At 68.2% G+C, this 26,852-nt stretch carries 24 protein-coding genes and 1 pseudogene; 15 read left to right on the plus strand and 10 right to left on the minus strand.

Annotated elements, in window-relative coordinates:
* Window positions 1–74: 74 nt before the first annotated feature.
* From AC07M9_RS01165 to nudC, 3 genes are read left to right on the plus strand one after another with little or no spacing between them, the layout of a single operon-like run.
* A complete protein-coding gene (locus AC07M9_RS01165) occupies window positions 75–1,154 on the plus strand; it encodes an A/G-specific adenine glycosylase (RefSeq protein WP_494880630.1) in 1,080 nt (359 codons plus the stop codon).
* Entirely contained in the window at window positions 1,151–2,452 is a 1,302-nt protein-coding gene (locus AC07M9_RS01170; RefSeq protein ID WP_494880632.1) for a serine hydrolase domain-containing protein, read from the plus strand. Before AC07M9_RS01165 ends, AC07M9_RS01170 begins: the two co-directional genes overlap by 4 nt.
* Window positions 2,424–3,356 carry an NAD(+) diphosphatase gene (gene nudC, locus AC07M9_RS01175; protein ID WP_494880634.1) on the plus strand — a complete coding sequence of 311 codons (933 nt, stop codon included), beginning with the start codon at window positions 2,424–2,426 and terminating at the stop codon, window positions 3,354–3,356. Before AC07M9_RS01170 ends, nudC begins: the two co-directional genes overlap by 29 nt.
* 189 nt (window positions 3,357–3,545) lie before the next feature.
* Here nudC and AC07M9_RS01180 read toward each other — a convergent pair whose 3' ends face one another.
* Both AC07M9_RS01180 and mgtE read right to left on the minus strand, forming a co-directional pair.
* On the minus strand, window positions 3,546–3,962 hold the full coding sequence (locus tag AC07M9_RS01180; RefSeq protein WP_494883859.1) for a DUF1489 family protein: 417 nt from the start codon (window positions 3,960–3,962) through the stop codon (window positions 3,546–3,548).
* 28 nt (window positions 3,963–3,990) lie between these two features.
* Window positions 3,991–5,436: a magnesium transporter gene (mgtE, locus tag AC07M9_RS01185; protein ID WP_494880636.1), complete on the minus strand. Its 1,446-nt coding sequence runs from the start codon at window positions 5,434–5,436 to the stop codon at window positions 3,991–3,993.
* 329 nt (window positions 5,437–5,765) lie between these two features.
* On the opposite strand from mgtE, the gene AC07M9_RS01190 reads away from it, so the two are divergent.
* Window positions 5,766–6,236, plus strand: coding sequence for a peptidylprolyl isomerase (locus AC07M9_RS01190; RefSeq protein ID WP_494880638.1), 471 nt, complete (start codon window positions 5,766–5,768; stop codon window positions 6,234–6,236).
* A gap of 197 nt (window positions 6,237–6,433) precedes the next feature.
* Here the strand turns inward: AC07M9_RS01190 and AC07M9_RS01195 are convergent, their stop codons facing one another.
* Entirely contained in the window at window positions 6,434–6,733 is a 300-nt protein-coding gene (locus tag AC07M9_RS01195) for a GIY-YIG nuclease family protein (protein WP_494880640.1), read from the minus strand.
* A 161-nt stretch (window positions 6,734–6,894) separates the two neighbouring features.
* On the opposite strand from AC07M9_RS01195, the gene ybeY reads away from it, so the two are divergent.
* From ybeY to AC07M9_RS01215, 4 genes are all read left to right on the plus strand, one after another.
* A complete protein-coding gene (gene ybeY / locus AC07M9_RS01200; protein ID WP_494880642.1) occupies window positions 6,895–7,386 on the plus strand; it encodes an rRNA maturation RNase YbeY in 492 nt (163 codons plus the stop codon).
* A gap of 22 nt (window positions 7,387–7,408) precedes the next feature.
* Window positions 7,409–8,332 carry a hemolysin family protein gene (locus AC07M9_RS01205; protein ID WP_494880644.1) on the plus strand — a complete coding sequence of 308 codons (924 nt, stop codon included), beginning with the start codon at window positions 7,409–7,411 and terminating at the stop codon, window positions 8,330–8,332.
* Between the two features lie 55 nt (window positions 8,333–8,387).
* Window positions 8,388–9,272: a LysR substrate-binding domain-containing protein gene (locus tag AC07M9_RS01210; protein WP_494880646.1), complete on the plus strand. Its 885-nt coding sequence runs from the start codon at window positions 8,388–8,390 to the stop codon at window positions 9,270–9,272.
* A 213-nt stretch (window positions 9,273–9,485) separates the two neighbouring features.
* Window positions 9,486–10,298: a DUF2059 domain-containing protein gene (locus AC07M9_RS01215; RefSeq protein WP_494883860.1), complete on the plus strand. Its 813-nt coding sequence runs from the start codon at window positions 9,486–9,488 to the stop codon at window positions 10,296–10,298.
* Between the two features lie 67 nt (window positions 10,299–10,365).
* Here AC07M9_RS01215 and AC07M9_RS01220 read toward each other — a convergent pair whose 3' ends face one another.
* On the minus strand, window positions 10,366–11,388 hold the full coding sequence (locus tag AC07M9_RS01220; RefSeq protein ID WP_494880648.1) for a PhoH family protein: 1,023 nt from the start codon (window positions 11,386–11,388) through the stop codon (window positions 10,366–10,368).
* 296 nt (window positions 11,389–11,684) lie between these two features.
* Between AC07M9_RS01220 and AC07M9_RS01225 the strand changes: the two genes are divergently transcribed.
* Window positions 11,685–12,176: an RcnB family protein gene (locus tag AC07M9_RS01225; protein WP_494880649.1), complete on the plus strand. Its 492-nt coding sequence runs from the start codon at window positions 11,685–11,687 to the stop codon at window positions 12,174–12,176.
* A gap of 76 nt (window positions 12,177–12,252) precedes the next feature.
* Here the strand turns inward: AC07M9_RS01225 and AC07M9_RS01230 are convergent, their stop codons facing one another.
* The 3 genes and pseudogenes from AC07M9_RS01230 to AC07M9_RS01240 form a co-directional block, all read right to left on the minus strand.
* On the minus strand, window positions 12,253–12,948 hold the full coding sequence (locus AC07M9_RS01230; RefSeq protein WP_494880651.1) for an alpha/beta fold hydrolase: 696 nt from the start codon (window positions 12,946–12,948) through the stop codon (window positions 12,253–12,255).
* Window positions 12,945–14,279, minus strand: a complete 1,335-nt coding sequence (gene miaB / locus AC07M9_RS01235; RefSeq protein WP_494880653.1) for a tRNA (N6-isopentenyl adenosine(37)-C2)-methylthiotransferase MiaB — start codon at window positions 14,277–14,279, stop codon at window positions 12,945–12,947. The genes AC07M9_RS01230 and miaB overlap by 4 nt, the downstream gene beginning before the upstream one ends.
* A 124-nt stretch (window positions 14,280–14,403) precedes the next feature.
* Window positions 14,404–14,690 (minus strand): annotated as a pseudogene (locus tag AC07M9_RS01240) (GIY-YIG nuclease family protein).
* Between the two features lie 115 nt (window positions 14,691–14,805).
* Between AC07M9_RS01240 and AC07M9_RS01245 the strand changes: the two are divergent.
* From AC07M9_RS01245 to AC07M9_RS01255, 3 genes are all read left to right on the plus strand, one after another.
* Window positions 14,806–15,183 carry a hypothetical protein gene (locus AC07M9_RS01245; RefSeq protein ID WP_494880654.1) on the plus strand — a complete coding sequence of 126 codons (378 nt, stop codon included), beginning with the start codon at window positions 14,806–14,808 and terminating at the stop codon, window positions 15,181–15,183.
* Between the two features lie 67 nt (window positions 15,184–15,250).
* A complete protein-coding gene (argS, locus tag AC07M9_RS01250) occupies window positions 15,251–16,996 on the plus strand; it encodes an arginine--tRNA ligase (RefSeq protein WP_494880655.1) in 1,746 nt (581 codons plus the stop codon).
* Window positions 16,997–16,999: 3 nt separating this feature from the next.
* The gene (locus AC07M9_RS01255) at window positions 17,000–17,803 is read left to right on the plus strand and encodes an SPOR domain-containing protein (protein ID WP_494880656.1); all 804 of its coding nucleotides are present in this window, start codon (window positions 17,000–17,002) and stop codon (window positions 17,801–17,803) included.
* Between the two features lie 156 nt (window positions 17,804–17,959).
* On the opposite strand, the gene AC07M9_RS01260 is transcribed toward AC07M9_RS01255, so the two are convergent.
* Together AC07M9_RS01260 and gyrB are read right to left on the minus strand one after the other, a co-directional pair.
* Window positions 17,960–19,141: a pyridoxal phosphate-dependent aminotransferase gene (locus AC07M9_RS01260; RefSeq protein WP_494880658.1), complete on the minus strand. Its 1,182-nt coding sequence runs from the start codon at window positions 19,139–19,141 to the stop codon at window positions 17,960–17,962.
* 234 nt (window positions 19,142–19,375) lie between these two features.
* Complete coding sequence (gene gyrB, locus AC07M9_RS01265; RefSeq protein WP_494880659.1) at window positions 19,376–21,940, minus strand: DNA topoisomerase (ATP-hydrolyzing) subunit B; 2,565 nt, start codon at window positions 21,938–21,940, stop codon at window positions 19,376–19,378.
* Between the two features lie 1,250 nt (window positions 21,941–23,190).
* Here gyrB and guaA point away from each other — a divergent pair.
* The 3 genes from guaA to AC07M9_RS01280 all read left to right on the plus strand — a co-directional run bounded on the left by guaA (window position 23,191) and on the right by AC07M9_RS01280 (window position 26,392).
* The gene (gene guaA / locus AC07M9_RS01270) at window positions 23,191–24,750 is read left to right on the plus strand and encodes a glutamine-hydrolyzing GMP synthase (RefSeq protein WP_494880660.1); all 1,560 of its coding nucleotides are present in this window, start codon (window positions 23,191–23,193) and stop codon (window positions 24,748–24,750) included.
* Window positions 24,741–25,166, plus strand: coding sequence for a GNAT family acetyltransferase (locus tag AC07M9_RS01275; protein ID WP_494880661.1), 426 nt, complete (start codon window positions 24,741–24,743; stop codon window positions 25,164–25,166). Before guaA ends, AC07M9_RS01275 begins: the two co-directional genes overlap by 10 nt.
* Before the next feature lie 191 nt (window positions 25,167–25,357).
* Complete coding sequence (locus AC07M9_RS01280; protein ID WP_494880663.1) at window positions 25,358–26,392, plus strand: MlaA family lipoprotein; 1,035 nt, start codon at window positions 25,358–25,360, stop codon at window positions 26,390–26,392.
* A gap of 6 nt (window positions 26,393–26,398) precedes the next feature.
* Here AC07M9_RS01280 and AC07M9_RS01285 read toward each other — a convergent pair whose 3' ends face one another.
* Window positions 26,399–26,806: a DoxX family protein gene (locus AC07M9_RS01285; protein WP_494880665.1), complete on the minus strand. Its 408-nt coding sequence runs from the start codon at window positions 26,804–26,806 to the stop codon at window positions 26,399–26,401.
* Between the last annotated feature and the right edge of the window lie 46 nt (window positions 26,807–26,852).

Here is a 26,852-nt window from a genome sequence, read left to right on the forward strand (position 1 = left end):
TGTTTGCCGCGATTCCGTTATGGGCCCGTTGCATGGGCGTTCCATTGCTGGGCCTCCAATGCCATAGCGGTCGGATGGACGCCAGTTCGGATACCGCAGGGATGCCCAGGATCGCGCAGGACCTGCTCGGCTGGTACGACGCCCATGGCCGCACGCTGCCCTGGCGCGCGGCGCCCGGCGAACCGGCGCCCGACCCCTACCGCGTGTGGCTGTCCGAGGTGATGCTCCAGCAGACGACGGTGGCGGCGGTGAAGGCCTATTTCGCCGCCTTCACGACGCGCTGGCCGACGGTGGAGGCGCTCGCCGCCGCGCCGGAGGGCGACGTCATGGCGGCATGGGCGGGGCTCGGCTACTATGCGCGGGCCCGCAATCTGCTCGCCTGCGCCCGGGAGGTTGCGGCGGGCGGAGGGACGTTTCCCGACACCGAGGAGGGCCTGCGCGCGCTGCCGGGGCTCGGCGCCTATACCGCCGCCGCCGTCGCCGCGATCGCCTTCGGGCGGCGCGCGGTGGTGGTGGACGCCAATGTCGAGCGCGTCGTCGCCCGGCTGTTCGCCATCGACACGCCTCTGCCCGCCGCGCGCCCGCTGATCCGCGACCATGCCGATGTCGTCACCCCGGACGCGCGCGCGGGCGACTTCGCGCAGGCCATGATGGATCTGGGCGCCACCGTCTGCACCTCGCGCGCGCCCCGCTGCCTGCTCTGCCCTTTGTCCGCCGACTGCGCGGGCCGGGCGAGCGGCGAGCCCGAGCGCCTGCCGGTCAAGGCGGCGAAGAAGGCGAAGGCGACGCGCAAGGGCCGCGCCTTCTGGATAGAGCGCGAGCGCGGCGGCCGGGCCGAGGTCTGGCTGGTGCGCCGCGAGGGCAAGGGCCTGCTCGGCGGCATGCGCGCGCTCCCCGACGACGGCTGGGCCGCGCGTGCCGACGGCTCGGGCGAGGGGCCGCTCCCCGGCCCGTGGGAAAGCGCCGGGGCGGTCGGGCACGTCTTCACCCACTTCGCGCTCGAACTGGAACTTGCGGTCCACCTCGGCGATGGCTTCGAGGGGCTGGCAGACGGCGAATGGTGGCCGCTCGACCGGCTGGACGAAGCCGGCCTGCCGACCCTGTTCGCCAAGGCTGCCCGCCTCGCCCTCGCGGCCGAGAAGGAGGACGCATGATCGACCGGCTCGGGGCGGCGATGGACCGCCGGGCGCTGATGCGCATGGGCGCCGCCGCAGGGCTCGGCGCCGCGCTGCTGCCGCGGCTGGCGTGGGCGACGGGGCAGCCCGAACTGCTCCCCAAGGTTCGCGCGCTGGTCGAGCGCTGGACCGGGCCCGGCAGGTTCCCCGGCATGGTCGCCTCGCTCGGCCTGCCCGGGCGCGATGCGGAATTCGTCGCGCGCGGGAGCGAGGGCTTCACCGACGCCGACCCGGTGACGCCCGACAGCCTGTTCCGCATCTATTCGATGACCAAGCCGGTCACCGCGATGGCGGCGATGCAGCTGATCGGCGAGGGGCGCCTCGCACTCGACCAGCCGGTCCACGAGATCCTGCCGCAGTTCCGGCACATGGCGGTGCAGGACACCTACGACGGCTCGGTCACCGCGCTGCATGACGCGCCCGGTGCGATCACCATGCGCCAGCTGATGACCCACACTTCGGGGCTGGGCTATACGATCGTGCAGACCGGCCCGATCAAGGCGCTGATGGAGAGCAGGGGCCTCGTCCCCGGCCAGGTCAGCCGCCTGAAGGCGCCGAGCCTCGACTGGGGCACCCCGGTCAGGGGGCTCGACCACTTCGCCGACCGGCTGGCCGAGGTGCCGCTGGTCGCCGACCCGGGCAGCCGCTGGAGCTACTCGATGGGCCTCGACCTGATGGGCCGGGTGATCGAGGTGGTGACGGGGCGGCAGTTCGACGCTTACCTCCACGATACGATCTTCGCGCCCGCCGGGATGACCAGCACCGGGTTCCGCGTTCCCGCCGAGGAGGCGCACCGGCTGACCACCAACTACGTCGCGGTGGGCGAAGTCCTCCTGCCCATCGATGAGGGCGCGAGCTCGATCTACCTCGACGCGCCCGCCTTTCCCTTCGGCGGCGCCGGCCTCGTCAGTTCCCCGCGCGACTACGACCGCTTCCTGCGCCTGCTCGCCCAGTTCGGCACGATCGACGGCACGCGTGTGCTGGGCGAGGGCGCGGTGCGCGCGGGCACCTCGGATCTGCTGCCGCCCGGCCTCGCCATGCCCGCCAGCTTCGGCGGACCCGCCGGCTTCGGCGCCGGCGGGCGCGTGGGGCGCGGCGCGGAGGCGGGCATGTACGGCTGGTCGGGCGCGGCCGGGACGGTCGGCATGGTCGACATGGTGCGCGCCCTGCGCTCGCAGATCTTCGTCCAGTTCATGCCGCCCGATGCGCTGGACCTGCTTCCCGAATTCCAGTCGGCGCTGAAGGCCGATGTCGTTGCTCTCCTGGAGACCCGCTGACGTGCTGCGCACCGCCAAGCCCCCCATCGCCTTCGCCGGATCGCCCATCGACCGCGCCGACCACGTCCGCGGCGACCCCGATGCCATCGCCGCCCTGATGACCGCGCAGGCCCGGCTCATGCGGCTCGACGGGCTCGACCCGCTGCTGACCGCCGAAGGCCTGCTCGACTGGGGCAGCCTTGCCGACGCCGTGCCCGGCGCCGAACTGGTGTTCCTCGGCCTCGACGACGAGGCGCGGGGGTGCTTCGCGCAGGTTCCGCCTGCCAACCCCGCGGGCGGGCCCCATGCCGGACCGGCCAGCTGGAACGCGATGACCGTGCTCGAACCGGGCGAACTGGCGGCTTACGGCGGCGCCCGCGCGCTGGTCGGCTGGCATGCGCGCAATCGCTTCTGCGCGGTCTGCGGCCAGCCCACCACGATCGCCAAGGGCGGCTGGCAGCGCACCTGCACGGCCTGCGGGACGGAGCATTTCCCCCGCGTCGACCCGGTCACGATCATGACCGTCGAGTTTGAGGGCAAGCTGCTGCTCGGCCGCCAGCCACGCTTTCCGGCGGGGCGCTACTCGGCGCTCGCGGGCTTCGTCGAGCCCGGCGAGACGATCGAGGAAGCCGTCGCCCGCGAGACCTTCGAGGAAGCGGGCGTGCGGGTGCGTGACGTCACTTACGTCGCCAGCCAGCCGTGGCCGTTCCCCTCCTCGCTGATGATCGGCTGCCACGCCTTCACGGATGAGGGTGCCATCACCATCGACGCCACCGAACTGGAGGACGCCCGCTGGTTCACCCGCGAAGAGGTGGTCGATGCGCTCGAGGCCATCGAGGTGGGAGCTGTCGGCCGCGCCTTCGGGGCGCCGCCCCGGCATGCGGTGGCGCATGTCCTGCTGCGCTGGTGGGTGGAGCAGGGGTAGTTGAGGGGCGCCCGATCCTCCCCATCGCTGCACGACAGGGAGGATTGAAGATACAGGCCGCTCCAACCCATCTCCCCGCGCAGGCGGGGATCCCGCTCGTTCCTTCGACCTTGCGGTCGGCCGCGAGGACGCGGGGCCCCCGCCTTCGCGGGGGCGACGGCGCGTTTTGGCGTCCGGCTTGGTGCGCCGCTAGACCAGCCCCAGCCTCGTCAGTTCGCGCGCCAGCTTCGGCGGCATCGCGTCGCCGGGGTCCTCGCCCGACTCGAGGTCGCGGGGGGCGTCCTCGTCCTTGAGGTAGCGCCAGCCCTGGTGGGCGCGCTTGGGCTTGGTGAGAATCGGGATCAGCCGGGGCTCGAGCCGGATGTGCCAGCGGCCGTCCTCGGCGCGCTGCTCGAAGCCGAGGATCGGCGAGCGGCCGATCAGCGTGTGCTCGAAGATCCAGAACAGCGAGCCGCCGATCATCTCGGCATGGCGCGTGGGCAGGTAGCGCGTGGTCATCAGCGCCTCTCCGGTCCCGCCATTGGCCTCGCCGTGGCTTTCGAGCCAAGCGCGCAGGGAGGCGGGGCTGGTCGCGGAGAAGGCGATCTTGGTCATGTGCAGCGGCATCACGGCCAAGATAGGGAGCGCAGCGCCGTCAGGCGAGTCCCGTCAGCACCGCCAGCCCAAGGAAAGTGAAGAAGCCCATCGTATCGGTCGCCGTGGTCACGAACACCGCCGAGGACACCGCCGGGTCGACGTTGAAGCGCTCCAGCGTCACCGGCACCAGAATGCCGGCAAGGCCCGCCACGAGGTTGTTGATCAGCATGGCCGAGGCGATCACCGCGCCCAGCAGCGGATTGCCGAACAGCAGCGCGGTGCCGGTGCCCACCAGCACGCCGAGCGCCGTGCCGTTGGTCAGCGCGATGCGGAATTCGCGCCAGATCATGCGCACGGTGTTGGAATCGGTCAGCTGGTTGGTGGCGATGGCGCGCACCACCACCGCGAGCGTCTGGGTACCGGCATTGCCGCCCATGCCCGAGACGATCGGCATCAGCACCGCCAGCAGCGCGAAGCGGGTGATCGCGCCCTGGAACGCGCCCACCACGGAAGAGGCGATCATCGCCGTGCCCAGGTTCACCACCAGCCAGGTGAGGCGGGCGCGCACGGTGAGCAGGATCGGCTCGTTGATGTCGCCGTCGCCCGCGCCCGAGAGCAGCAGGGCGTCCTCGCCCGCTTCCTCGGAGATGATGTGGACGATGTCGTCGACGGTGATCTGGCCGATCAGCCGCCCCGAGGTATCGACCACCGCGGCCGAGATCAGCGCGTACTTCTGGAAGCGCAGCGCGACTTCCTCCTGGTCCATGTCGGCCGGGATCAGCGTCTGGTCGCGCGCCATGACGTCGTAGAGCGGGATGTTGCGCGGGCAGCGCAGGATCCACGAGAGCGCGCAGGTGCCGACCGGGCGGTGCATCGGATCGACGCAGAACACTTCCCAGAACTCGGTCGGCAGCTCGCGGTGTTCGCGCAGGTAGTCGATGAGGTCGCCGACGGTCATCGTCTCGGGCACCGCGACGTGGTCGCGGCTCATCATGCGACCGGCGGATTCGTCGGGGTAGGACAGCGCCGATTCGATGGCGGCGCGGTCTTCCGGCTCCATCTCGGCGAGGACGGCCTGCTGGTCCGCCTCGTCGAGATCCTCGAGCATCGCGACGGCGTCGTCGGTGTCGAGTTCGCCGGCGATCTCGGCGACGACGTCGGCCGGAAGCGCTTCCATCAGCGCCTCGCGGACCCAGTCGTTCATCTCGGCGATGACTTCCACGCCCATCATGTCGCGGATCGAGCTGGCGAGGGTCAGGCGTTCGCGCTCGTCGACCAGCTCGAACAGGTCGGCGATGTCGGCGGGGTGAAGCGGTTCGACGAGGTCGTAGACGCGGTCGGAATCCTCGGCATCGAGGGCCTCCTTCACGCTGCGCACGAATTCGGGCTTGAGGCGGTTGTCCTCGTCCAGCGATTCCGATTCGCCGGAATTCTCGGGCGAATCCGGGCGCGCGGTGTCTTCCGCTTCGGCCGGCAGTTCGTCCTTGAGGTCCGCTTCGCTCATAAGGGCCGGTCTACGCAGCTATTTCGCAATTGCAACAGGGGGCGGCGCGGCGGCGGAGGGAAAACGGCGCACGCGCAGAGGCGAAGACAGAAGGGACCTGCGCCCATTCACCGTCGTCCCCGCGCAGGCGGGGACCCCGCTTGTTCCTCGGAGGGGGACGAGGCGCGTGTGAGAGGCCGGCGCATCCTCGGTCGGGTCCGATCGGGAAGGCGGCTCCCCGTGATCCCCTCCCTTTACACCGCTCCCGGCGTGACATTGGCGCGCCGCGCTCTATATCGGGCGCCAAGCCGACCGGCGTGGATACCCGCCGGCAGAAGGAGACAGGCACAATGGCTGACGAATTTCTCACCCTCACGCTCGACACCGGCAACGGCGAAGGCGGCGACGTCAAGATCAAGCTGCGTTCGGACCTGGCCCCCGGCCACGTCGAGCGCATCAAGGAACTGACGGCTGAGGGCTTCTACGACGGCGTCAAGTTCCACCGCGTGATCCCCGGCTTCATGGCGCAGGGCGGCTGCCCCGACGGCACCGGCATGGGCGGCTCAAAGAAGCCCGACCTTCAGGCCGAATTCAGCGCCGAGCCCCACGTGCGCGGCGTCGCCTCGATGGCGCGCACCAGCTACCCGCACTCGGCCAACAGCCAGTTCTTCATCGTGTTCGACAACGCGACCTTCCTCGACAAGCAGTACACCGTCTGGGGCCAGGTCGTCGAAGGCATGGAATTCGTCGACGCGCTCCCCAAGGGCGAGCCCCCGCGCGAGCCGGGCAAGATCGTCAAGGCGACCATCAGCGAAGGCTGATTTTCCGGCTTTGGGCGACGGGAGGGGCGGTCCGATGGGGCCGCCCTTTTTCGTTCGGGTTGGGGTGGAGAAGGAAGCGGGGCCCCGGCCTACGCGGGGGCGACGGGGTTTTTGGGGATAGGCTACGGCGGATAACAAACCCCGTCGCCCCCGCGTAGGCGGGGGCCCCGCTTCACTTCGCGGCAAAACCCCCGCCCTCAAACCACCCCGCCCAACCGTTCGTACAAATCCTCCCAGTCCGGATTCGCAGTCTCGATCAGCGCGATCTTCCAGGCCCGACGCCATTTCTTGACCGCCTTCTCACGCCGGATCGCGTCCTCGATCAGGTCATGGTGCTCGGCGTAGACAAGTCGGATGAACCCGTATGCGCGCACGAACGCCGAGCCGGTCCCCTCGCGGTGCTGCCACAGGCGGCGTTGCAGGTGCGCGGTGACGCCGGTGTAGATGCCGCCGCGATAGCGGTCGCTGGTCAGGTAGAGCCAGCCGCCTTTGGCCACGCGATAGCTCCACAAGAACAAGCGGGGTCCCCGCCTGCGCGGGGACGACGAGGTGTGTTTGGAGACGCTTGCTCTTGTTTTCGCCAACTAATTTCCCGTCATCCCCGCGAAGGCGGGGATCCCGCTTTTCCTTCCCCCAAGCTCCCGGTAGACGGCTACTCATGGACCTCGAAATCGACATCGAAGCACCCTGGCTCCCCGCCACCGACTGGGCCGACCTCGCCGAACAGGCGCTCGAAGCGCTGGTCCAGGTCGCGCCGGAACTGGACAATCCGCGCCTCGTCGCCAGCGTGCTGTTCACCAGCGACGCCGAGGTCCACGTCCTCAACCGCGAGTGGCGGGCCAAGGACAAGCCGACCAACGTGCTGTCCTTCCCGATGCTCGAACGCGACGACCTGCTCGATCTCGCCCCCGACGGACCGCCCGAAATGCTCGGCGACCTGGCGCTCGCTTGCGAAACATGCACGCGCGAGGCGGCCGAGAAGGGCGTGCCGGTGGAGCACCATGCGACCCACCTCATCATCCACGGGCTGCTCCATCTCGCCGGCCACGACCACGAGACCGGCGAGGCCGAGGCCGAGGCGATGGAAGCGCTCGAAACAAAGGCACTTGCGATTCTTGCCATTCCCGACCCATATGGGGATCGTTTCTAGGCAACAGGGATTACCACGCACGATGGCCGACAATGGCCGCCACACCGAGTCCGGCTCGGGAGAAGGCGACAGTAGCGGCACGCTCTGGCGTGCTTTCCGCCGGTTGTTCCAAGGCGACGGCGACCAGTCGCTGCGGGCGCAGATCGAAGAGGTCATCAACGACCACGAGGGCGACGGGGATGCGGAAGCCGCGTCCAAGGGCGACCTCTCCTCGATCGAGCGCCAGATGCTGCGCAACCTGCTTCACTTCAGCGAACACGACGCCGACGACGTGGCGATCCCGCGCGGCGAGATCATCGCGATCCCGGCCGCCGCCAGCTGGGCCGAGGTCGTGGAAGCCTTCGCCGAGCACGGCCACAGCCGCCTGCCGGTCTATGGCGAGACGCTCGACGAGATAAAGGGCATGATCCACATCAAGGACGTGTTCCCGCTGCTGGCCCGCGGCACGCCGCCCCCGTCCGACTGGACGCGGCTGATGCGCCAGCCGCTCTACGTGCCCCAGTCGCGCGGGGCGCTCGACGTGCTGGCCGACATGCGCGCGCAGCGCATCCACCTCGCGGTGGTGATCGACGAGTACACCGGAACCGACGGCATCATCACCATCGAGGACCTCGTCGAGGAGATCGTCGGCAACATCGAGGACGAGCACGACGATGCGCCCGAGGAATTGCTGGTTGCAATCGATGCGGGTATGTGGGACGCCGACGCCCGCGTCGAGCTTGACGAAGTGGCCCGGCGGATCGACCCCCGGCTCGCCGAAGTCGAGGAAGCGGTCGACACGCTCGGCGGCCTCGCCTTCGTCCTCGCTGGGCAGGTCCCGCAGGTCGGCGCGATCGTGGACCACGACAGCGGCTGGCGGATCGAGGTGACAGGCGGCAACGAACGCCACGTCACGCGCCTCCGGCTGCACCCGCCGGTGGAGGAATTGGAGAGAGAGGCCCACTAATCGCCGTCCTCGCATCTGCGGTGGGCGACCTTAACCGAGTGAAAAGACACAGAAATTGGCCGTACGTCGTCTCCCCCCCCTCCGTGCTCTCGAAGCCTTCGTGCGCGTCGTGCGCCTTGGTTCCGCCAAGGCCGCGGCGAACGAACTCGCGCTCAGCCCGTCCGCCCTGTCGCGCCGTGTCGCCGCGCTCGAGGACTTCACCGGCAAGCGCCTGTTCACCCGCCAGCACCAGGCGATGAAGCTGACCGACGAGGGCCTGGCCTTCTACAACGCCATCGGCCCCAAGCTCGAAGAGCTGGCCGAGGCGGTGGAGGCGCAGATCGATCGCGGCCAGGTGCTGCGCCTGCACCTGGGCGTGCCCTCGCTGTTCGGCGGCCAGCGGCTGTTCCCGCGCCTGCCCGAACTGCGCAAGCTGCACCCGCGCCTGCACATCGACATCGACACCGGCGCCCATCTGGAAGACCGCGTGGGCGACACGCTGGACGCCGCCGTGATCCTCGCGAAGGAGCCGGACCCGGCGTACTACCGCGTCCAGCTCGACCACAACAAGGTCTTCGCGATCGTCTCCAAGGAGCTGGCCGAGGAGCTGGGCGCGGTGCCCGACGAGGCCAAGCTGTCGCGCCAGACCTTCCTGATCCACCAGGACCTGCCCGAAAGCGTCGAGGCGTGGAAGAACGCCATCGGCCTGCCCGACCTCGAACCCGCCTCGATCGACCGCTTCGATTCGGGCCAGCTGGTGCTGGAAGCCGCCGCGCAGGGACTCGGCATCGCCATCATGCACGACGACCACTTCCGCCGCGCCCATGACACCCGCCTCGCGCGGCTCTACGATATCGACGTGGAAAGCCCGTACCGCTACTGGTTCGTCTGCCGCCCCAAGTCGCTGGAATCACGCCCCGTGCGCATCTTCCACGAGTGGCTGCTGCAGGCGGGGCTCTGAGAGCGGCTCTCTCCCCTTCAGGGGAGAGAGCCGCAGGCTTGTCAGCTTGCTGACTAGCCGGAGTTGAGAGGGGAAGGCGGCGCACATTCCCCTCTCCCAACCCTCTCCCCTGAAGGGGAGAGGGCTCGCACTGCACCCCACCACATTTTCGATTTTCCCTGTCACACGAACGGTCTAGCCTGCGCCGGTGTGACCTTCTGGGGGAAATTCGTGATGCGTTCTGTCCTTGCCGCCGCTGGTGCGGCTTTTCTTGCCTTTGCCGCGCCCGTGCTCGCCGCCGAGCCGGCGCCGGTCGCGGCCGCGCAGGTCGATCCGGCGCGCCTCGCCGCGGCGCGGCAGACCGTCGACTACGTGTTCCCCGCCGGCACCTATGGCCGGATGATGGGCGAGACGATGGACAAGCTCATGGACACGATCATGGATTCGACCATGCGCCTGCCCATGAAGGACCTCGCCGGGATGACCGGCGTCGATACCGCGACGCTGGGCGAGGGCTCGCTCGCGGAGATGATGGAAATCTACGACCCCGCCTACAAGGAGCGCATGCGCCTCTCGACCCGCGCGATGATGGACGAGATGATGGGGCTGATGACCCGGTTCGAGCCCGAGATCCGCAGCGGCCTCGCCAGCGCCTATGCCCGCCGCTTCGATGCGGGCCAGCTGGCCGAGATGAACCGCTTCTTCGCAACGCCGACCGGCAGGGCCTATGCCGCCGATTCGTACCTCATCATGATGTCGCCCGACGTCATGGAGAAGATGACGGTCTTCATGCCCGAGATGATGAAGGCCATGCCCGCCATCATCGGCAAGGTGAAGGACGCCACCGCCAAGCTGCCCAAGCCGCGCACCTATGCCGACCTCTCCGACGCGGAGAAGGACAAGCTGGCCGGCATCCTCGGCATCGCGCGCGAGACGCTGGATGAGAACGAGGCGGCGAAAACCGCGGACGACGTCGTCACGGACGATGCCGGCGAGGCGGTCATGGATGACGCCGAGGAAGCGGCGATGGACGCGGCGGCGGAGTAGGCGCGAGGGCGCTCGCCGGGGAGGAGGACGCGGGGCCCCCGCCTTCGCGGGGGCCCCGCTTATCTGCTCACTCCGTCTTGCCCTCGTAGGCCTCGACGATGCGGCCGACGATCGGGTGGCGCACCACGTCGGCCACGGTGAAGCGGGTGACGGCGATGCCGTCGACGCCCTCCAGCCGCGATACCGCATCGGCCAGGCCGCTCATGCGCTCGCCGCCGGGGATGTCGATCTGCTTGGGATCGCCGCAGACCACCATGCGGCTGTTCTGGCCGAAGCGGGTGAGGAACATCTTCATCTGCTCGCGCGTGGTGTTCTGCGCCTCGTCGAGGATGACGAAGGCGTCGGCCAGCGTGCGGCCGCGCATGAAGGCGATCGGGGCGATCTCGATCTCGCCGTTGGCGAGGCGGCGCTCCACCTGCTCGGGCGGCATGCAGTCGTACAGCGCGTCGTAGAGCGGGCGCAGGTAGGGGTCGACCTTGTCCTTCATGTCGCCGGGCAGGAAGCCCAGCTTCTCGCCCGCCTCGACAGCCGGGCGCGAGAGGATCAGGCGCTGGACCGAGCCGGTCATGAGCTGCGAAACCGCCTGCGCCACCGCGACGTAGGTCTTGCCGGTGCCGGCCGGGCCGAGCGCGAAGATCACGTCGGTGCGGGCCAGCGCGCGCATGTATTCGATCTGCGTCGCCGAGCGCGGCACGATCGTCTTCTTGCGCGTGCGGATCATGATCGGCGCTTCGCCGCCGGTGTCGCCGGAGATGATGCCTTCGAGGGTGGGTTCGGATGACATGGCGATCAGCGATTCGATGGCCCCGGCGTCGAGGTCCTGGCCCATCTCCAGCCGGTGATACATGCCCTTGAGCGTATCGCGGGCGCGGGCGACGAAATCGTCGGGCCCTTCGATCTGGATCTTGTTGCCCCGCGCGGCGATGTAGACGCCGAGGCGGTTCTCCACCTGCACCAGGTTCGCATCGAACTGGCCGAAAACGGCCCCCAGCAGCGTGGGTTCGTCGAACTCTATTTCGACACGCGCCCGGCGGTGAGTCTCTGGGCGGAACTGCGCCGGATCAACGACGCGGGCTGCTTTGCGGGCCATGCGCTCCTTTCGGGTGAGGATGCTTTTCGTTCTACCGTGAAGATGGCTCCGCTCAGGCCGTCAGGCAAGGAGGGGGCGGAGGAAAACTTTTCGTTTCGTGGGGGATAACCGGGCGGCTCGCCGCCAAAATCGCGATTGCCCGGCAACTGTCGCAGAGGTGCGACACTTATGACCGGACGCTGCACGCGATGTTACCTGGTCATTCAGGGGCAGGGGTCCAGCTTGACAGACAGAAGGCCGGTCGAGGGTCGCTCCCGACACGGTCTCGCGACCAAGAAAAAGAAGGAGATGTCACCATGCGCAAGTTCTTCATCGCGGCGATCGCCGCGAGCGTTGCCCTCCCCAGCCTGGCGGTTCCGACGATGGCCTCCGCCCAGAGCGCCCGCGAAGTGCGCGACAGCGCCCGCGATGTCCGCCGCGACCAGCGCGACCTGCGCGACGCCCAGCGTTACGGCAGCCAGCGCGACGTGCGCGATGCCCGCCGCGACGTGCGCGATTCGCGCCAGGAACTGCGCGAGGACTGGCGCGACTATCGCCGTTCGAACCGCAACGCCTTCCATCGCCCCGCCTACGTCGGCCCGCGCGGCTACGCCTATCGCCCGGTCGCGGTCGGCCACCGCTTCGACCGCTCGTACTACGGCGACCGTTACTGGGTGCGCGACTATCGCGCCTACCGCCTGCCCGCGCCGCGCGCCGGCCACCGCTGGGTCCGCTATGGCAACGACGTGGTCATGGTGAATACCCGGACCGGCCGCGTGGTGACGGCCTACAACAGCTTCTTCTGGTAAGCTGACCTTTCCCGCGAGAGCGGAAAAGCCACCGAGAGACGGCCCCGGAGCGACGCTTCGGGGCCGTTTTTTTACCTTACGAGGCCAGCCACGCGCGCAGCGCGGCGTTGACCGCTTCGGGCCGCTCCATCGGCGCCATGTGGCCGCAATGCTCGACCTCGCGCAGCACCGCGCCGGGGATGGCGGCGGCGATCTCTTCGGCGTAGCGCGGCGGGGTGGTGCGGTCCTGCGCGCCCACGAGCACCAGCGTCGGCACACGTACCGCGCCGAGCCCGGGCAGGGCGTCTGACCGGCCGATGATGGCCGCCTGCTGGCGCTCGAAGGTGTCGATGCCGACCCTGAGCGCCATGGCCACCACCGCCTCGCCGATCGCTGGGTCGGCGTCCGGGTGGACGAGCAGGCCGAGGCTGCCGCGCAGGACTTTCTCGAACCCGCGCTCGCGCGCGGTCCGCACGGCGGCGCGGCGCACGGCGGCAAGGCCCGCGTCGTCGGCTCCGGCATTGGTGTCCAGCAGCGCGAGGCGGCTCACCCGCTCCGGCGCAAGGGCCGCGACTTCCATCGCCACGTAGCCGCCCATCGAGAACCCGGCGAGGGCGAAGCGCTCCGGCGCGGCGTCCAGCAGGCGCTGCGCCATCGCGGCGATGCTGTCGTCCCGCGCGGTGTCGGCGACGGTCATCGCCGCGGTGTCCGACAGTCCGTCCAGCTGCGCGCGCCAGACCGCATCGTCGCAGGTCAGGCCGGGGACGAGGACGAGCGGCTGCGGAGCGTTCACGCCGCCCGCACGGCGAGCGGCTCGGCGCTCAGGCTGACGAGGCCGCTGCCGGTGATCGCGACCGGGACCAGCTGGCCCACTGCCGCATCGGCGCTGAAGTGGACCGACTGGAGCCACGGCGACTTGCCCAGCCACTGGCCGGGCAGCCTGCCCTTGCGCTCCACCAGCACCTCGCAGGTCTTGCCCACCGTGGCGGCGTTGAAGGCAAGGCTGTCGCGGCCGAGCGCGGCCTGGAGGCGGATGAGGCGCTCGCCCATGACCTCGGGGGGGACCTGCCCGTCCATCGTTGCCGCCGGAGTGCCGGGGCGGGGCGAATACTTGAAGCTGAAGCACTGCGCGTAGCGGGCCGCGTCGACGACTTTCAGCGTATCCTCGAACTCGGCGTCGGTTTCGCCGGGGAAGCCGACGATGAAGTCGCCCGAGAGTGCGATGTCCGGGCGCACCGCACGGAAGCGCTCGAGGATGGCGAGGTAGCTGTCGACCGTGTGGCTGCGGTTCATCGCCTTCAGCACGCGGTCGCTGCCCGCCTGCACGGGCAGGTGGAGGAACGGCATCAGCTTGGGCGTGTCGCCGTGGGCGTCGATCAGGCCCTGCGTCATGTCGTTGGGGTGGCTGGTGGTGTAGCGGATGCGGGCGAGGTCGGGGATCGCCGCCAGCTCGCGGATCAGTCCCTCGAGGCCGACGGCCTGCCCCCTGGCGTTCTCGCCGGTCCAGGCGTTGACGTTCTGGCCGAGCAGCGTGATCTCGCGCGCGCCGGCATCGACGAGGCGCTTCGCCTCCTCGACCAGCGCACCGTGCGGCCGCGAGACCTCGGCGCCGCGCGTATAGGGCACCACGCAGTAGGTGCAGAACTTGTCGCAGCCCTCCTGCACGGTGAGGAACGCGCTCGGCCCGGACCTGCGGCGGCGGGGCAGGGCGTCGAACTTGGTCTCGGCGGGCATGTCGGTATCGGTGACGCGGCGGCCCTCGCCGGCCTCGCGGATCATCTCGGGCAGGCGGTGGTAGGCCTGCGGGCCGACGACCATCTTCACGGCGGGCGCGCGGCGCATGATCTCGCTGCCCTCGGCCTGCGCGACGCATCCCGCCACCGCGATGAGCGGGCTGGAGCCGTCCGGACGGCGCAGGCGGCCGATGTCGGAATAGACCTTCTCGGCGGCCTTCTCGCGGATGTGGCAGGTGTTGAGCACGACGAGATCGGCATCCTCGCCCTCGGGCGCGGGGGCGATGCCCTGCTCGGCCAGCAGCTCGGCCATGCGCTCGCCGTCGTAGACGTTCATCTGGCAGCCGAAGCTCTTGACCCGGTAGGTCTGGGGGGCGGTGGTGGTGGGCATGGGCTGGGCCGTTAGCGGAAAACAGGCGGTTTTGACAGGGGGGTGCGAGGGGCTTCGCCTCCGCCGTCACTCTACCCCTTTACCGTTTTACCGTCATCCCAGCGAAGGCTGGGATCGCCCTCGCTCACACGAGACGCTCGAAGATATCGCTCCAATCGGGATTGTCCGTCTCGATGAGTCGCACTTTCCAGTCCCGCTTCCACGCCTTCAGTGCTTTTTCACGCTGGATCGCCGCCACAATTTCGGCGCGCGGCTCCGCCAGGACCAGCCGGGTCAAACCGTATTTCCGGCAGAACGCCGATCCGGTGCCTGCCCGGTGCTGCATCATGCGTGCCGCGAGGTCTCGCTGGTCACGCCGACATACAGAACGCCGTGTGGTTTGTTGGTGAGGATGTATGTCCAGCCGCCCATGCCTTACAGCGTACATGGTGCCGACAGCGATCCCAGCCTTCGCTGGGATCACGACAGGATTTTAACGGAAGTCACCGTTTTCCTACACGCCAACGCCCACGCTACCCTGGCCCCCATGACCACACCGCGCCCCCGCTCCGCCCGCCGTCCCAACGCCCAGTACCGCTGGACCCGCGACAAGGCGCTCGCCTTCCTGCATGCGCTCGCCCGCGGGGCCTCGGTCGCCGAAGCCGCGCGGGGGGTGGGGATGGGGCGGCAGTCCGCCTACCGCCTGCGCGCGCGGCTGGGCGAGGGTTTCGCCGAGGTCTGGGACGAAGGCCGGCAACGCGCCGCGCAAGGCGACACCTTGCCGGTGGAAGGCGACACATCGGCCCCGCAAGGCGACACGTCCTCCGGCGCAAGGCGACACTTTCGCGCGCAAGGCGACACCCAAGGCGACACTTCTGCCGCAAGGCGACACCCGGGCGGCCCGTTTCCGCCCAGGACCGTGTAAACCGTGTAAACCCGGTGTCGCCTTGCGCCTGTTCCCCTTTGCCCACAGTTCGGCTATTCGCGCCCGCATGAGCAAGACGCAGACCCTTTACGCCGCCTTCACCGGCCACCTCCACGCCGCGCTCGATGCGCTGGAAACGGCGGGCTCGCTGCCGGCGGGCCTGAAGCGAAGCGCGATCACGGTCGAGCCGCCGCGCGACACGTCGCATGGCGACCTGTCGACCAACGCGGCGATGGTGCTGGCCAAGCCCGCCGGCCTCAAGCCGCGCGACCTCGCCGAAGCGCTGGTGGCCGAACTGTCGAAGCTCGAACTGGTGACCTCGGCGGAAATCGCCGGTCCCGGCTTCATCAACCTGCGCCTCGCGCCTGCCGCGTGGCTCGCCGAACTGCGCACGATCGCTGACCTCGGCGCTGACTACGGCCGCTCGGTGATGGGCGGCGGCACCACCGTCAACATCGAATACGTCTCGGCCAACCCGACCGGGCCGATGCACATGGGCCACTGCCGCGGCGCCGTGGTGGGCGATGCGCTGGCCAGCCTGCTGGAGTTCGCGGGCCACAAGGTCATCCGCGAATACTACGTCAACGACGCCGGCGGGCAGGTGCAGGTGCTCGCCCGCTCGGCGCACCTGCGCTACCGCGAGGCGCTGGGCGAGGACGTCGGCGCGATCCCGGAGGGGCTGTACCCGGGCGACTACCTCGTGCCGGTCGGCCAGAGCCTCGCCGCCGAGTTCGGCGACCGGTACGCCGCCGCGCCCGAATCGGAATGGCTGGCGCTGTTCCAGCAGAAGGCCGTCGCCGCGATGCTGGTGATGATCCGCGAGGACCTGGCGCTGCTGGGCATCCACCACGACCTGTTCAGTTCCGAAGCCGAACTCCAGGCCTCCGGCAAGCCCGACGAGGCGGAAGCCTGGCTGCGCGCGCGGGACCTCGTCTACGACGGCGTGCTCGAAGCGCCCAAGGGCAAGACGCTCGACGACTGGGAGGCGGTGGAGCTGCCGCTGTTCCGCTCGACCCGGTTCGGCGACGACCAGGATCGCCCGATCAAGAAGTCGGACGGCACCTGGACCTACTTCGGCGCCGACCTCGCCTACCACTTCCAGAAGGCCCGGAACGCGGACGCCCTCGTCGACATCTGGGGCGCCGACCACGCCGGCACCGTCAAGCGCATCAAGGCCGCCGTCGCCGCGATGACCGGGGCGGACGGGGACGCCACGCCGTTCGAGATCAAGCTGGTCCAGATGGTCCAGCTCCTGCGCAACGGCGAGCCGGTGAAGATGTCCAAGCGATCGGGCAATTTCGTGACGCTGGCCGAAGTCGTCACCGAAGTGGGCAAGGACGTGGTGCGCTTCACCATGCTGACCCGCAAGCCCGAGGCGCAGATGGACTTCGACTTCGCCAAAGTGGTCGAAGCCTCGAAGGACAATCCGGTGTTCTACGTGCAGTACGCCAATGCCCGCGTCCACTCGACGCTGCGCAAGGGCGCCGAAGCGGGCTTCGCGCCCTCCGGCGAGAACGTCGAGCTGCTCGGCGAGGAGGAGCTGGAGCTGGTGAAGCTCGCCGCGCAGTTCCCGCGCATCGTCGAAGCCGCCGCCGCCGCGCGCGAGGCGCACCGCATCGCCTTCTTCCTCGGCGACCTGGCGGCAGCGTTCCATGGCTACTGGAACCTGGGTAACGACCGGGTGGACAAGCGCTTTATTAACGTGGCTGATGGTACACTTACCGAAGCCCGGCTTTTCCTGGCCGCGCAGATCGGGCAACTTGTCCGGAACGGGCTGGCCTTGCTCGGTGTCGAGGCGGTGGAGGAAATGTAGGTTATGGCGGGCGCTGACGAAGGTTACTTCCCCAGGCCGGAGAAGAAGAACCCCGTGTTCGGCGACGGGTCGCCGACCACGCCGTACTTCGAGCCGCATGGCGAGGCCGGCGTCGCGCCGCCGTTCCAGACCGGTTTCGAGGAGCCGCGCCGGCTCGACATGGGCGAGGAGGAAGTGCGCCTCCCCTGGCTCGAAGGCGACGACGAGGACTACGAGGAAGAAAAATCGGGGATGGGCCAGGGGCTGTTGCTGGCCGGGCTCGGCGTGGTCGCGCTCGGCCTGATCGCGGCGGCCGTGCTGTGGGTCATCAACAGCCGGCCCGAACAGGTGCTCGTCGCCGACGGCGGCGTGATCGCCGCGCCCAAGGAGCCCTACAAGGTCAAGCCCGAGAACCCCGGCGGCGAAGTGGTCGCCGGCACCGGGGACACCAGCTTCGCGGTCGCGGAGGGCCAGTCGCGGGCCCCCCAGATCGACGGCCGCGGCCAGACGCCGCGCCCGGGCTTCGAGACGATGGCGCCTGCCTCCGCCAGGCCCGAGGCGAAGCCCTCCGCCGCACCGGTCGCCGCGGTGAGCGGCGTCGGCGTGCAGGTCGGCGCCTATGCCACGCGCGAGCAGGCCGAGGCGGGCTGGGTGACGCTGAAATCGCAGTACGAACCGCTGGGCGCCGTCAGCCACCGTATCGTGCAGGGCCAGGCCGACATCGGCACCGTCTACCGCCTCCAGGCGGTCCCTGGTGACGGTGCGGCGGCGCGGTCGCTGTGCGCAGGCATGAAGGCCGCGGGCATGAGCTGCCAAGTCAAGAACTGAGGGTCGGCTTCGTCGCCCGGGGTCCGTTGGCAGGATCGGCGATTTTCTGCGGTGACGGTGGGACAGACTAAATCATAGACCCGTCGCCCCGCCTTCACGGGGATGACGAGGTGTTATGGGAGACGACGGTGTTGTCGTGACAGTCCCAATTGCCCCTCAGGCTGTCAGTATCCGGTCCAGCGCGAGGCGGAACTTCTGCATGTCCTCGCCCGAGCCCACGGTGATCCGCGACATCGCCGGCAGCGCGGTCCACGAGCGGCCGATCTGCACGCCCTGCGCTAGGAACGCCGCGGTCATCTCCTTGGGCGTGGCGGTCTTCCATTCCACCATGAACATGTTGGCGCGGCTGCCGGGCACCGTCCTCAGGCCGCGCCGGGTGAGGTGGGCCACGGTCTCGTCGCGCACCGCCACCATCTGCGCCCGCCGCGCGGCGATCTGGTCAGCCAGCGGAAGCGAGGCGGTGGCGCAGGCGACGGCGGTCATCGGCAGCATGTCGGTCACCAGCGGGCCGTCGTAGCGCATCATCCGCTCATGCAGCGCCTTCGATGCGAAGGTCAGGCCGAGCCTCATGCCGGCCATGCCGAACAGCTTGGAGAAGGTGCGCATCACGATCACGTCGTCGCGCGTCGCCGCCAGTTTCGCCGCGTTCGGCGCACCGGCGAAGTGGATGTAGGCCTCGTCCACCAGGATCACCGCGTCCTTCGGTTTGTGCTCGGCGAGCCAGGCGATGTCCTCGACCGGCGTCAGCGTGCCGGTGGGGTTGTTGGGCGAACAGATGTAGTAGAGCCCCGCGCTCGGATCGGCGGCGAGCATGGCGCGCACGTCGTGGCGGTGGTCGGGGGTGAGCGGCACCTTCGAAACTTTCGCGCCCAGCCATTCGCCGGTCATCCAGATCGGCTCGAAGGTCGGGTCGGCGGTGACGATGCCGCGCGTGGGCGAGGCGAAGCTGACCGCGCTGCGGCACAGCGGGTCGCTCGACCCCGGCCAGGCGAGGATACGGTCGGCGGGAATGCCCTCGACCGCGGCGACGGCGGCGAACAGCTTCGCGTGGTCGCCATCGGGCTCGTAGCGGTTGCACTGCGCGATGGCCCGCATCGCGGCCTCGCCCCCGGCGGGAAAGGGCCCGGTCCAGCACTCGTTCGATTCGAGCCGCACCATCCCCGGCACCGGGCGCGGGGCCTGCGCGATGGCGGGCGCGGCCTGCGCCACCGTCATGCCGCCGCCGAGCAGTGCGGCGATCCGCCCGAAGTCGCGGCGGTTATAGCCGCGCGAGACGAGTTCTTCCCCAGCCTCGCTCCTGTCCAGGCGATCCTCGATACACGTGTGCTGCCGGTCCATGCCCATGTCCCCTGTTCCACGACAAGAAGCCGCGCCCATGCCACGGACGGCCCACCGTGCATCCGTCATAATGCACCATGGTTTGCGGCGGGCAAGGGGGGTAGGAGCCGGCGTGGAGGACATGTGCCTCACCTGCGCTGGTAGCGATGAAAAGCGCTGGCGTTGCTGCGGTGCTCACCGATGGCACCGGAGGTCAGGATCCCCCGGCCTCCGGTTGCCTCCACAACAACAGCCTCAGACGTCGAGGTTTGCGACGTTGAGCGCGTTTTCCTGGATGAAATCGCGGCGCGGCTCGACGATGTCGCCCATCAGGCGGGTGAAGATTTCGTCGGTGACGTCGGCATCTTCCACCTTCACCTGCAGCAGGATGCGGTTGTCGGGGTCGAGCGTGGTCTCCCAGAGCTGGTCGGCGTTCATTTCGCCCAGGCCCTTGTAGCGTGCGATCGACAGGCCCTTGCGGCCGGCCGCGAGGACCAGTTCGAGGAGCTGGCTGGGCCGCGTGATCGCATCGTCGCCCTTGGTGAGGCGGATGGGAGCGGCTTCGGTCGCGGCGTTCTCGTCATCGGTTTCGCCGGTGACGATGGGTTCGGGCTCGCTCGTTTCGGCAGCGGCGGTGGCGCGCACGAAGCGTGCGCTGCCCGAATAGACGTCGGCGTGTTCGGCGACGAGGCGCGCGAGCTTGCGGGCTTCGGCGCTGGTGAGGAAGCTGGCCTCGATCTTGTGATGGTCGGTGACACCGCGCCACAGGCGCTCGATCTCGACGTTGCCGTCGTCGGTGAGGGCGGCGCTCCAGCGGGCTTCGGTGTCGCCGCGCTGCAGCCAGGCGGCGGTTTCGGCCAGCGCGGTGCGGCGGGCCTCAGGCTCGATTTCGGCCTCGAGCGCGCCGGAGAGCGCGAGCGCCTCGATCAGTACGGGGTCGTAGCGACGCGGCACGAAGGCCATGAGGTTGCGCATGCGGATGGCGTGCTCGACCAGGCTTTCGAGGTCCTTGCCCGAACGCGCGCCGCCCGCGCTTTCCAGCACGCGACCGGCGATGCCCGCCTCGACGAGGTAGCGGTCGAGCGCGGCGGCGTCCTTGAGGTAGACTTCCGAGCGGCCCTTCGCGACCTTGAACAGCGGCGGCTGGGCAATGAACAGGTGCCCCGAGCGGATGATCTCGGGCATCTGGCGGTGGAAGAACGTCAGCAGCAGTGTGCGGATATGCGCACCGTCGACGTCCGCGTCGGTCATGATGACGATCTTGTGGTAGCGCAGCTTGTCGAGGTTGAAGTCGTCGCGGATGCCGGTGCCCATGGCCTGGATCAGCGTGCCGACTTCCTTGGACGAGATGATCCGGTCGAAGCGCGCGCGCTCGACGTTGAGGATCTTGCCCTTGAGCGGCAGGATCGCCTGGGTCTTGCGGTCGCGGCCCTGCTTGGCTGAACCGCCTGCGGAGTCACCCTCGACCAGGAACAGTTCGCACTTGCTGGGATCACGCTCCTGGCAGTCGGCCAGCTTGCCCGGCAGCGAGGCGATGTCCATCGCACCCTTGCGGCGGGTCAGTTCGCGAGCCCGCTTGGCGGCTTCGCGCGCGGCGGCGGCGTCGATGATCTTCTGGACGATCGACTTCGCGTGGCCGGGGTTTTCCTCCAGCCATTCGTTCATGCGGTCGGCCATCAGGCTTTCGAGCGGCTGGCGCACTTCGGAGGAGACCAGCTTGTCCTTGGTCTGCGACGAGAACTTGGGGTCGGGCAGCTTGACCGAGACGATCGCGGTGAGACCCTCGCGCATGTCGTCGCCGGTGAGCGTGACCTTCTCCTTCTTCAGAAGGCCGGTCTTCTCGGAATAGTTGTTCAGCGTGCGGGTCAGCGCGGCGCGGAACGCGGCGAGGTGGGTGCCGCCGTCACGCTGCGGGATGTTGTTGGTGAAGCACAGGACGTTCTCGTAGTACGAATCGTTCCACTCCAGCGCGACGTCGATGCCGACGCCGTCGCGCTCGGACGAGATCGCGATGGGGTCGGCCAGCAGCGGCGTCTTGTTGCGGTCGAGATACTTGACGAAGGCCGCGATGCCGCCTTCGTAGAACAGGTCGTGCTCCTTGGTTTCCTCGTGGCGCTTGTCGCGCAGGAGGATGCGCACGCCCGAATTGAGGAATGCGAGCTCTCGGTAGCGGTGCTCCAGCTTGTCGAAATCGAACTCGAGGACATTCTTGAAAGTGTCGTTCGAGGCCAGGAAGGTCACTCGGGTACCCTTCTTGAAGCCGTTAACATCGGGATTCTGCTCGACCTTCGGGGCTGGGCCGGTGACGACGAGCGGCGATACGGCGTCGCCGTGCGCGAACTTCATCCAGTGCTCCTCGCCGTCGCGCCAGATCTTGAGTTCCAGCCATTCGGACAGGGCGTTGACCACCGAGACGCCGACGCCGTGGAGGCCGCCGGAAACCTTGTAGGCGTTGTCGTCGCTGGTGTTCTCGAATTTGCCGCCCGCGTGGAGCTGGGTCATGATGACTTCGGCGGCCGAGACGCCTTCCTCGGCGTGGATGCCGGTGGGAATGCCGCGGCCGTTATCCTCGACCGAGACGGAGCCGTCCGGGTTGAGTTCGATCAGCACCAGGTCGCAGTGACCGGCAAGCGCTTCGTCGATGGCATTGTCGGAAACCTCGAACACCATGTGGTGGAGGCCGGAGCCGTCGTCGGTGTCGCCGATGTACATGCCGGGACGCTTGCGGACTGCGTCGAGGCCCTTGAGCACCTTGATGGAATCGGCGCCGTAGGCGTTCTGGTTCTTGGCGTTCGGAGTATCGCTGGACATGACCAGCATATAGGGTTTGCGCCGCCGTAACCCAAGCGAAACCCGCGCGGCAGCGGGGGTTTTCCACAAGGGTGGCGGCTTGGGTGGGCCGGCGCGGTGCCAAGGCCGCATGGCAGCGGAGATCGTCCGCTGTTTGCATCCAAATTATATCCGATCCGGATCAATTTACCGCGTCAGGGACGCCGGTCGTCCCAATCCAAGGGTAGCGGCTGGAGCCGTGTCCCGAGTGGGGCTTTGGGATCTGCGTATCCGAAAACAGACGCGAGTATGCAGTCCAGTGTCAGCGCATCAGGCCCATCTGTGGGGGATCAAGGCCGCTCAGGAAGGCATTCCGATCTCCTGCAATCCCTATCGCAATCCCCAGTCCCGAGCCGCATGGGAAGCAGGTCATCGGCGGGATATCTTCGCCGAGCGCATGCATCGGCCCGCTTTCCCGCTCGATTGAGACCAGCCCTCGGCACCAAACGCAAAAGGGCGGCCTTGCAGCCGCCCTTCTAGTGGGTGTCGGTTGCCCCTGTTGTCAAGGCTCCCTCCGGAGCCTCGAAAATCAGGCCAGCGTAAGCGCGAACGCCAGGGCGCTGGCGCCCAGGGCTGCGGCAAAACCGAACGTCCGATGGACGAGGGTCATAATGTGCTCCTGCAAACATTGTTTTCGTTTTATCGCATGCATGGCGCGTTTGGTCGCTCATGTTGCAAGGCGGCAAATAGGCTTGCCTAAATTTTACGCAAATTCAAAAGCAACAATCTTGCTTGCATAATTTGCAATCTGCAAATGAGTCGGCCGCAAGACAATCAAGAAGCCGTCCATAAAATCGATTATGGGCGGTTTTTCGTGCTTCACTTTGTGCGCTTTCATGCATCCGCACTCAGGAATGGCCCGTCGCGAGGACCCCGGCTAGTGGCCCATCTCAATACTGATTAAATTTTAGGCAGAGGTCGCTCCGAAATCGCGCGAGCTAAATCCAGGTCTCACGCAAGTGTCACGGCGAACGCGAGAGCGAAGGCGCCAAGGGCAGCAGCAAAGCCGACGGACTTTTCGACGAGGGTCATGACAAGTCTCCTTTTACGGGGGCCCGAAACGCGGCGCGACTCGGTCCTTCCCTGCGTTACCAATAAACTAAGGTAGCTTAGTAATTTATGCAATACCGAGTGAAGCATTAAAACTAAGTTAGCTTAGGAATAGGAGAACTCCCAATCCGAATGCCTCGATGCGTCCCTCCGGGCTGGACAGAAAACGCGCGCGCGACTAGTGGCCCGCCATGAATATCCCGTCCTCCGAATCCGTCCTGATCGTCGACTTCGGCAGCCAGGTGACCCAGCTCATCGCGCGCCGCGTGCGCGAAGCGGGCGTCTACTCCGAGATCGCGCCCTTCAACGCCGCCGAAGACGCCTTCAAGCGCATGAACCCGGTAGGGATCATCCTCTCGGGCTCGCCCGCGTCGGTGCTCGACGCAGGTGGCCCGCGCATCCCCGACGTCATTCTGGAGAGCGGCCGTCCGATCCTGGGCATCTGCTACGGCCAGCAGGCGCTGATGCATCAGGGCGGCGGCGAGGTCACCGGCGGAGACGGGGGTGAATTCGGCCGCGCCTTCATCGAGATCGAAGACGAGTGCGCGCTGTTCAACGGCCTCTGGAACGTCGGCGAGACGCATCAGGTGTGGATGAGCCACGGCGACAAGGTTACCAGCCTCGCCCCCGGCTTCCGCCCCGTCGCCTCGAGCCCGGGGGCGCCCTTCGCCGTCATCGCCAACGACGAGAAGCGCATCTATGCGATGCAGTTCCACCCGGAGGTGGTCCACACCCCTGACGGCGGCAAGCTGCTCAAGAACTTCGTACGCCACGTCTGCGGCATGTCCGGCGACTGGACCATGGCCGAGTTCCGCAAGACCAAGATCGCGGAGATCCGCGAGCAGGTCGGCGACAACCGTGTGATCTGCGGCCTGTCGGGCGGTGTGGATTCGGCGGTCGCGGCGGTGCTCATCCATGAGGCGATCGGCGACCAGCTCACCTGCGTCTTCGTCGACCACGGCCTGATGCGCATGGGCGAGGCCGAGCAGGTCGTCTCGCTGTTCCGCGGCCACTACCACATCCCGCTCGTCCACGTGGATGCCTCGACCCTGTTCCTCAAGGGCCTCGAAGGCGTCACCGACCCCGAGGCCAAGCGCAAGTTCATCGGCAAGACCTTCATCGACGTCTTCGAGGACGAGGCCAGGAAGATCGGCGGCGCGCAGTTCCTCGCGCAGGGCACGCTCTACCCGGACGTGATCGAATCGGTCAGCTTCACCGGCGGGCCCTCGGTGACGATCAAGAGCCACCACAACGTCGGCGGCCTGCCCGAGCGCATGGACATGAAGCTGGTCGAGCCGCTGCGCGAGCTGTTCAAGGACGAAGTGCGCGAACTCGGCCGCGAACTGGGCCTGCCGGATGTTTTCGTCGGCCGCCACCCGTTCCCGGGACCAGGCCTTGCCATCCGCATCCCCGGCGAAGTCAGCCGCGAGCGCTGCGACATCCTGCGCAAGGCCGACGCGGTCTACCTTGAGGAAATCCGCAACGCGGGTCTCTACGATGCCATCTGGCAGGCCTTCGCGGTGCTGCTCCCGGTCAAGACCGTGGGCGTCATGGGTGACAGCCGCACCTACGACAGCGTCTGCGGCCTGCGCGCGGTGACCTCCACCGACGGCATGACCGCCGACATCTACCCCTTCGACGCCGCCTTCCTCAGCCGCGTCGCGACCCGCATCATCAACGAGGTCAAGGGCATCAACCGCGTGGTCTACGACTACACCAGCAAGCCCCCCGGCACGATCGAGTGGGAATAACCGTCGCCCCCGCCACTGCCCAGGACCGCGACGCCATCGTCGCGCTCTGGAGCGAGGCGGGGCTGACGCGGCCGTGGAACGATCCGGTGGCCGACTTCGACCTCGCGCTCCGCGGCCCCGCCTCGACGGTGCTGGCGGCGCGGATCGAGGAACGCCTTGCCGGAACGGTGATGGTCGGTTTCGATGGCCACCGCGGCTGGGTATACTACCTCGCGGTTTCGCTCTCGCGGCGGGGTGAGAGCATCGGCCGCCGGCTCATGCACGAAAGCGAGCGCTGGCTGCGCGCGCGCGGCTGCCCCAAGATCCAGCTGATGGTGCGCGGCGACAATGCCGATGCGCGCGGATTCTACGCCGCGCTCGGCTACGATTTGCAGGACGTCGTAACCATCGGTCGGCGCCTGGACGGGGCGGCATAGCGCTTCTCGCGCCGGGCTTGCGGTGAACCGAGAGCTCTGCGCGCGAATTCCCTCCGCGGGCCATCGTCAAGTCCTGCGGATCATGACAGAACCGCGCATGTTTCCGAATTCCGGGGCATCACTCGAATCGGCCGCGCGAGAGCGCAGTCGTGGTGCGCGAGTGGATTCGAAAAGGAATGTGCGGATTGGGCGTGTCGACTATTGCGCTGGCGATGATGCTGGCGACTGCCGGACCGACCTTCCAGGACGACGGAGTTTCCGAGACGACACGCGGACCCACGCCAGGCGAGTCGCAGGTGCCTTTTCTCGATATCCCGCCGCCGCCCGCCGAGCCCGTCCCCGTGCCTTCCGAAGCCACGCCGCCGGCGCCCATCCATCCCGGGGTGACGGCCGGATCGGAGGAGGGCGTCATCATCGTCAATGCCGACCCGCGCGAGGTCCGCGCCGATCCGCTTTCGGACGTGAACGCAGCCACTTACGAGGCCGTGGCGGTAGTCGACGAGGCGGTGCTCGGCCCGGTCGCGGGAACGTACGAGAAGGTTATGCCCGAGCCGTTCCGCAACGGCATCCGGAACGTCCTGCTCAACCTCGTCGAGCCGGTCGTTTTCGTGAACTACCTGCTCCAGTTCAAACCGGGCAAGGCGATCGAGACGCTTGGCCGGTTCGGCATCAACAGCACGCTGGGTGTTGCCGGCCTGTTCGACATGGCCAGGCGCAAGCCGTTTTACCTGCCGTATCGGCAGAACGGGTTCTCCAATACGCTGGCCTACCACGGGGTTCCGACCGGCGCCTACCTGTTCCTGCCGGTGGTGGGGCCGACTACGGTCCGGGATATGTTCGGCCGGGTGCTCGACGTCTCGCTGGTGCCGTCGGTTCTGGGCAGTCCGTTCAACACGACTGCCTACGCGGTGGGAACCGGCGTTGCGAAGGGGCTGAACGATCGTATCGCGTTCGACGAGCAGATCAGCGCCAACCGTGCTCAGGCGGATCCCTATCTTGCCACGCGGGACTTCTACCTGAAGCGGCGGCAGGCGGAAGTCGATGCGCTGCACAGTCCCGAATACCGCGCCCGGAAGGGCATTCCCGACCCGGTTTCGCCGGTTGCCCTGCCGCATGTGAACCACAATGCGGCGCCGGACAGCGGGGCGGCACAATCGACCACTTATGTCCCCAGTTCCACCGGAATGGCCCCGGCAGCGCCTGCCGAGCCAGTTCCGACGCCGTAGTCCGGGTTATCGGGCGCGGCGGCGCCGGGGCCAGCTCGTGACGCCCGCCGCCGACAGCGGCCACCAGATCAGCACCGGTTGCAGCGCCAGTCGCGGGATGTGGTAACCAAGCCCGAGGCCGTGATCTGCCCGCGCCATGTCGAGCAGCATGTGCTGGACGTTCGCGGGCCAGACGCAGATTGCATAGGCGGCAAGACCCCATGCCGCCGCCTTGCGCAGCGCGCTTGAGAAAGGCTGGACGAGGCCCGCGGCTCCGGCCAGTTCGGCGATCCCGGTCAGTGCCACCACCGGCGCAGGATAGGGGACCCACGGCGGCACGATACCGATGAACGGACCGGGCACGGCGAGGTGCAGCACTCCCGCCGCCGCATAGGCGAGGGCGAGGGCGAGACGGGAGAGGGCGCGGTGGTTCATGGCGCCCACCATGCGCGAAAAAAGCCCGGGCGCGAAGGCCCGGGCT

The sequence above is a fragment of the Novosphingobium sp. GW821-FHT09E05 genome, from assembly GCF_059416165.1.